This is a genomic window from Streptomyces sp. URMC 126 (assembly GCF_051386555.1).
GTDB lineage: Bacteria > Actinomycetota > Actinomycetes > Streptomycetales > Streptomycetaceae > Streptomyces.
The window spans coordinates 1-6,058 of the sequence record NZ_JBPQTX010000381.1; the positions used below are offsets into that span (position 1 = coordinate 1).

4 protein-coding genes and 1 pseudogene are annotated in these 6,058 nt (G+C 70.9%); all 5 read left to right on the forward strand.

All coding sequences use genetic code 11. From position 1 onward, the window contains the following. Positions 1-148: 148 nt before the first annotated feature. Positions 149-1,024 (forward strand): hypothetical protein, encoded by an 876-nt coding sequence (locus ACSNOK_RS29595; RefSeq protein ID WP_436783872.1) that lies wholly within the window; start codon positions 149-151, stop codon positions 1,022-1,024. Beyond that, complete coding sequence (locus ACSNOK_RS29600; RefSeq protein WP_436783873.1) at positions 1,014-2,393, forward strand: hypothetical protein; 1,380 nt, start codon at positions 1,014-1,016, stop codon at positions 2,391-2,393. Before ACSNOK_RS29595 ends, ACSNOK_RS29600 begins: the two co-directional genes overlap by 11 nt. Before the next feature lie 2 nt (positions 2,394-2,395). Next, a complete protein-coding gene (locus ACSNOK_RS29605) occupies positions 2,396-3,949 on the forward strand; it encodes an SCO6880 family protein (RefSeq protein ID WP_436783875.1) in 1,554 nt (517 codons plus the stop codon). A 48-nt stretch (positions 3,950-3,997) separates the two neighbouring features. Continuing rightward, on the forward strand, positions 3,998-5,419 hold the full coding sequence (locus ACSNOK_RS29610) for an ATP-binding protein (RefSeq protein ID WP_436783874.1): 1,422 nt from the start codon (positions 3,998-4,000) through the stop codon (positions 5,417-5,419). Positions 5,420-5,421: 2 nt separating this feature from the next. After that, positions 5,422-6,058 (forward strand): annotated as a pseudogene (locus ACSNOK_RS29615) (type VI secretion protein); the annotation flags it as partial.

The window sequence follows — 6,058 nt, forward strand, 5'->3', positions numbered from 1 at the left end:
GAATCCGCTCACCCGCGAGTCCCACCACCCAAGGCTGCTTCCTGATGCCCCCTCACTCCCTCACGCCCTCCCCCCGGAAACCGTCCGCACCGCTACCGTCGTCTCATGGCGGCACGCCCGCGACGACGCATGAGGGAGCAGGCACGCGATGAGTCTCGGTGACGACGGCTACCGAAGCGGCGGTCAGAGCTCCGGTGGCGATCACGGGGGTTACGGCGGGTACGGCGCCGACGACCACCACCTGACGCGCACCCGGCTGCCCGAGGGCGAGGTCGACCCCTACGCTCCCCAACGCCGCCCCGTACGCCCCAGCCGCAACCTCATCACCGTCGTCGCCGTCGTCGTCCTCCTCATCGCCGCCATCGCCTTCGCCAACCGCGGCGGCGACAAGTCCTCATCGGACGGCGACGACGGAAGCTCGGCGAAGGGCGGCAGCAGCGCGACGGCGCCGTCGGGGGTGAAGCCGGTGGAGGGGAAGAGTGGGGGGATTCCGTCGGGGTTCGCGCATGACAAGCAGGGTGCTCAGTCGGCGGCAGCCAATTTCGCGGTGCTCATGGGCGGTGATGGCATGTTCAAGGCCGACAGTCGCCACACCATCGTGGAAGCGATCTACACCCGTGATGCGGCCGCCAAACTCAGGAAGCCTCAGGACGAGGCCTACTCGGCCGACTTCCTCAAGCGCCTGGGCCTCGATGCCTCCGGCAACCCACCGCAGGGCAAGACCTTCATCTCCCGCACCGTGCCGGTCGGCACCAAGGTGGAGTCCTACTCAGCGGATACCGCGAAGGTGTCAGTCTGGTACTCCGGTTTGATCGGGATGGCAGGTGCCGGATCGACGGACCCCGTTCGTACGACCTGGAAGACCTGGACGTTCACCTTGAAGTGGGCCGACGGCGATTGGAAGGTCGAGGACGACAGCCAGCGGGACGGCCCGGCCCCGGTCCCTCAGGATGTTCCCGCAGCCAGCGCCGAGGACATCACCAAGGCGGTCAAGGAGTACGGAGGCTTCACCTATGCCCGGTAAGCCACGCCGTGCGCTTACGGTCGCTTCGGCTCTCGCGGGTCTGCAGGCAACCGTCGTCCTCCTTGCGACTCGGGTCCTCGCGGCGCCCACCCCTACCCCGACACCGACGCCCAACAGCACGAAAGCCCCGACGCCGACACCCACGCCGAGTGGCAGCGGGATCCCCTCCCCAGGGCCAAGCTCATCGGCGAGCCAAGGCAGCAACCCTTGCGACTTGCTGATCGGCCCCGCCCGCCAATACTGCCAATCCCCTACCGACAAAGCCCCCAAAAGCCCCCCCGACACCGCCACCGCCATAGACCCCGCCGCCGCCCTCGCCAAGGGCTGCGCCGAGGCGGCCCAGTGGACGGTGGAGAAGCTGTCGGACGCCGTGAAGAACACGAGCAACGTGGACTTCACGAACAGCACGTTCCTCCGCCAGTACGCCGTAGTCTTCGCCGCGTCCACGATCCTGACCCTGGTCCTCTGGCTCCTGGCCGTGGCCAAGCGCGCCGTGCGCGGCGTGCCGTTCACGGAGGCGGTGACGGAAGCCGTGGGGTTCCTGTGGCTGACGGTGCTGGCCTCCGCCTTCACGCCGCTGATCCTCTACACCGTCGTCCAGGCCACCGACGCCGTGACGGAGGCCATCGCGTCCGGCACCGGCGCGAAGAACGACCAGTTCTTCAACTCCTTCGCGCAAGCGCTCAAAAAGGGCGAAGGCATCGGCGGCGGACCGATCATGCTGATCGTCGTCTCCCTCGTCTCCGTCCTCGCCGCCGGCGTCCTCTGGCTGGAGCTGGTGATCAGGGCGGCCCTGCTCTACGCGGGTGCGCTCCTCGGCACCGCCGTCTACTCCGGGCTCGTCGACAAGAACATGTGGGGCCACGTCCGCCGCTGGGCGGGCATCATGATCGCGGTGATCCTGGTGAAGCCGATCATCGTGATCGTGCTGGCGCTCGCCGGAGCGCTCTCCTCCGGGCAGGGTCCGAAGGAGCTCTCCGCCGTCGTGTCCGGCCTGGCGATCATCATCCTCGCCATCTTCGCGAGCGCGATGATCTACCGCTTCGTCCCCGGCTTCGGCGACGAGATCATCAGCAGCCGGAACGCCAGCAAGGACGCGGCGTCCCGCCAGGCCGCCGCGGTGATCTCCTCCCCCGCCAGCCTGGTCAAGCAGGGCATCACCACCCACAGCGCCCGGGGCAGCGGAGGCGGGGGCGGGGGCGGCGTCCAGGCCGCCCGGCCCGCCAACCCCGTCTCCGGCGGCGTCGCCGCCCACAGCGCCCGCCGTCCCCCAAGCGCGGGCGGCGGCGCACCGAGCGGGAACAGCCCCGCCGCCCCCGCACCCCGGGCACAGAACAACGGCAATACCTCTGGAGGTGAGCGGAGTTGACGATCGAGGCGCAGTCCCCGCCGGTCGCGGCCCGCCGGACGTATCTGATCGGCCGGGCCCGGCCCAACGCGGTCGTCGGCAAGAACCGGGAGACCGGTGAGATCGGCCTGATCATCGCGGGGGCCTTCCTCGGCATGATGTGCGGCCTGCTCGTGCCCATCCTGCCGCTGCGGATCCTCACGCTCACCGGCTTCCCCGCCCTCGCGCTCGCCGCCGTCTACGTGCCCTACAAGCAGCGCACCTTCTACAAATGGTTTGAGATCAACCGCAGCTACAAGCGCACCCTGCGCCGCGGCGTCACCTACCGTTCCGGTGCCGTCGAAGCCGGCACCCGGCTCGACGGCCGCGAAGTGGAGGTCGGCCCTCCGCCCGGCATCGGCCGGATCAACTGGCTGTCCGCGCCCTTCGGCCCCGACGAGATCGCCGTCCTCCTCCACGCCGACCGCCGTACCGTCACCGCCGCGATCGAGATCGAGGGCCCCGGTGTCGGCCTGCGCGACTCGGAGGACCAGGAGGCGCTGGTCGAACGGTTCGGCACGCTGCTGAAGCACGTCGCCAACGGCGACGGCTACGTCACCCGCCTCCAGATGCTGGCCCGCACCCTGCCCGCCGACCCCGACGCGCACGCCAAGGACGTCGAACGGCGCGGCGACGACAAGTCGCCGGAGTGGCTCAAGGAGTCCTACGACCAGCTGCAGTCCATGGTCTCGACCTCCTCCGAGCAGCACCGCGCCTACCTCGTCGCCTGCATGCACTACACCCGCGACCTCTCCGCCGAGGCCCAGGCCATCGCCCGCGCCTCCCGGGCCGGCGGCGGCAAGCGGAAGCTGGACCGGGACGGCGGCCTCGCCGTCGTCATGGCCCGTGAGCTGACGGACATCTGCGCCCGGCTGGCCGAGGCCGACATCCGGGTCCGGCAGCCGCTCGGCCAGAGCCGGCTGTCGTCCCTCGTGCACTCCATGTACGACCCCGACCACCCGATCGACCACATCCAGGCCATGACCCAGCGCAACGCCTGGCCCGCCGAACTGGACGCCCTGCAGCCGACATACCTCCAGGCGAAGACCCGCGAGTCGTCGACGCGCGAGCCCTGGTGCCACGCCACCGCGTGGATCAAGGAGTGGCCGATGACCCCGGTGGGCGTCAACTTCCTCGCCCCGCTGCTCGTCCACACCCCGGACGTCATCCGCACCGTCGCCGTCTGCATGGACCTGGAGCCCACGGACGTCGCCATCGAGCGGATGCTGACGGAGAAGACGAACGACGACGCCGACGCCTCCCGCGCCGCCAAGATGAACCGCGTCGTCGACCCGCGCGATGTCGCCCACCACTCGCGCGTCGACCAGCGCGGCGAGGACCTGGCCAGCGGCGCCGCCGGCGTCAACCTCGTCGGTTACATCACCGTCTCGTCCCGCTCGCCCGAGGAACTCGCCCGCGACAAGCGGACCATAAGAGCGTCGGCCGGCAAGAGCTACCTCAAGCTGGAGTGGTGCGACCGAGAGCACCACCGGGCCTTCGTCAACACGCTGCCGTTCGCGACCGGCATCCGACGCTAGACGCCACGCCAGACGCCGCAGACGACGCTAGACCTAGGGGCGACCGCCGTGCTCGATCCGCTCAGCGCCATCACCAACGCCTTCACCAGCTTCCTCTTCGGGAAGGTGGAGACGACCCGCCTGCCCGTCCGCACCTCCACCGGGCAGGCGCAGGCCGTCTACCTGCCCACCGCGGCGCCCGGCCTGGGCGACTCGGGCGTGATCATCGGGCGCGAGGTGTACTCCGGCAAGGGCTACATCTACGACCCGTTCCAGCTGTACGGCCAGCAACTGCCCGCGCCGCACTGGCTGGTGCTCGGCGAGTCGGGCAACGGCAAGTCCGCGCTGGAGAAGACGTACGTCCTGCGCCAGCTCCGCTTCCGGGACCGGCAGGTCGTCGTCCTCGACGCCCAGGGCGAGGACGGCGTCGGCGAGTGGAACCTCATCGCCCAGCAGCTCGGCATAACCCCCATCCGGCTCGACCCCATGGCCGCCCTGGACGGCGGCATCCGGCTCAACCCGCTCGACCCGTCCATCACCACCACCGGCCAGCTCGCCCTCCTCCGCACGATCATCGAGGTGGCGATGGGCCGCGGCCTCGACGAACGCTCCGGTTTCGCGCTGAAGGTCGCCCACGCCTACGTCAACGAATCGGTGACCGACCGGCAACCGGTGCTGACGGACATCGTCGAACAACTCCGCCATCCGGAAGCGGAGTCGGCGGAGTCCATGAACGTCGACATAGACGACGTACGGGCCTGGGGCCTCGACGTCGCGCTCGTCCTCGACCGCCTGGTCGACGGCGACCTCCGCGGCATGTTCGACGGACCGACGTCGGCGGGCATCGACCTCGACTCCCCCCTGATCGTCTTCGACCTCTCCCACATCGACCGCAACTCCATCGCCATGCCCATCCTGATGGCGATCGTCGGTGTCTGGCTCGAACACACCTGGATCCGGCCGGACCGCAAGAAGCGCATCTTCCTCGTCGAGGAAGCCTGGCACATCATCAATTCCCCCTTCGTCGCCCAACTGTTCCAGCGGCTCCTGAAGTTCGGGCGCCGGCTCGGCCTGTCGTTCGTCGCCGTGGTGCACCACCTCTCCGACGTGGTCGACGGCGCGGCCGCCAAGGAAGCGGCGGCCATCCTCAAGATGGCGTCGACCAGGACCATCTACGCCCAGAAGGCGGACGAGGCCCGCGCCACCGGCCGGGTGCTCGGTCTCCCCCGCTGGGCCGTGGAGATCATCCCGACCCTGACCCCCGGCATCGCCGTCTGGGACGTCAACGGCAACGTCCAAGTCGTCAAACACCTGATCACGGACGCCGAACGCCCGCTCGTCTACACCGACCGCGCCATGACCGAGGACGGCGTCCTCGACCGCGACCCGGCCGCCGAACGGGCGGTGGCGGAACGCGCCACGGCGGCGATGGAGCGCTACCCGGACGAGGACGAGGTGTACGGCGCGGCGCCCCGGTCGACGGTGGCCTGACCGTGGCGTACGGTTCACGGCCCCCGCAGGAGCGGGGAACCGGCGGGATCCCGGACGGCCTGCTCGTCGGCACCCTCGCCTTCCTGCTCGGCGTCACGGTCCTGCTGTGGTCGGCGACGGGCCTGGCCGGCCTCCTCGCCCACGGCGGCTGGCCCGAGGACGTCACCCTCACCCGCACCCCCCTGGCCCTGCGCCGCCTGGCGTCCGCCCCGCGCGACCTCCCGGCGGCCTGGCCGGACACCCCGCCGGACGAACTGTCGGGGTACGGCCTGTTCTGGGGCATCGCGATCGGCGAGGCGCTGGTGGCGATCGTGCTGCTGGTCTTCGCGCTCGGCACGCTGGCCCGGTGGCGCCGCGTCCGGCGGGCCCGGCGGGACGCGGCACTCCCGGCGACGGGCGACCCGGCCGCCGCCACGCGGGCGGCCGCACCGGACGCCCCGGTGAGCGAACCGCCGACGCCGGCCGGGCCCGTGGCCGCCGAGGCCCCCGGGGCGACGGAGCGGCTCCCGCACGGTACGCACCCTTCGGCTCCGCAGCCGGGCCCCTCCTCGGCACCGGTGCCGCCGATCCCACCCGGCCCGAACGGACCGGCCGCACCAACCGCCCCGACCGAGCCCGCCGTGCCGCCCCCCACTGCCG

Bases quoted from the DNA above. Each gene is read 5' to 3' on its own strand.
- ACSNOK_RS29595 (WP_436783872.1), top strand. From the start codon at position 149: ATGAGTCTCGGTGACGACGGCTACCGAAGCGGCGGTCAGAGCTCCGGT.
- ACSNOK_RS29600 (WP_436783873.1), top strand. From the start codon at position 1,014: ATGCCCGGTAAGCCACGCCGTGCGCTTACGGTCGCTTCGGCTCTCGCG.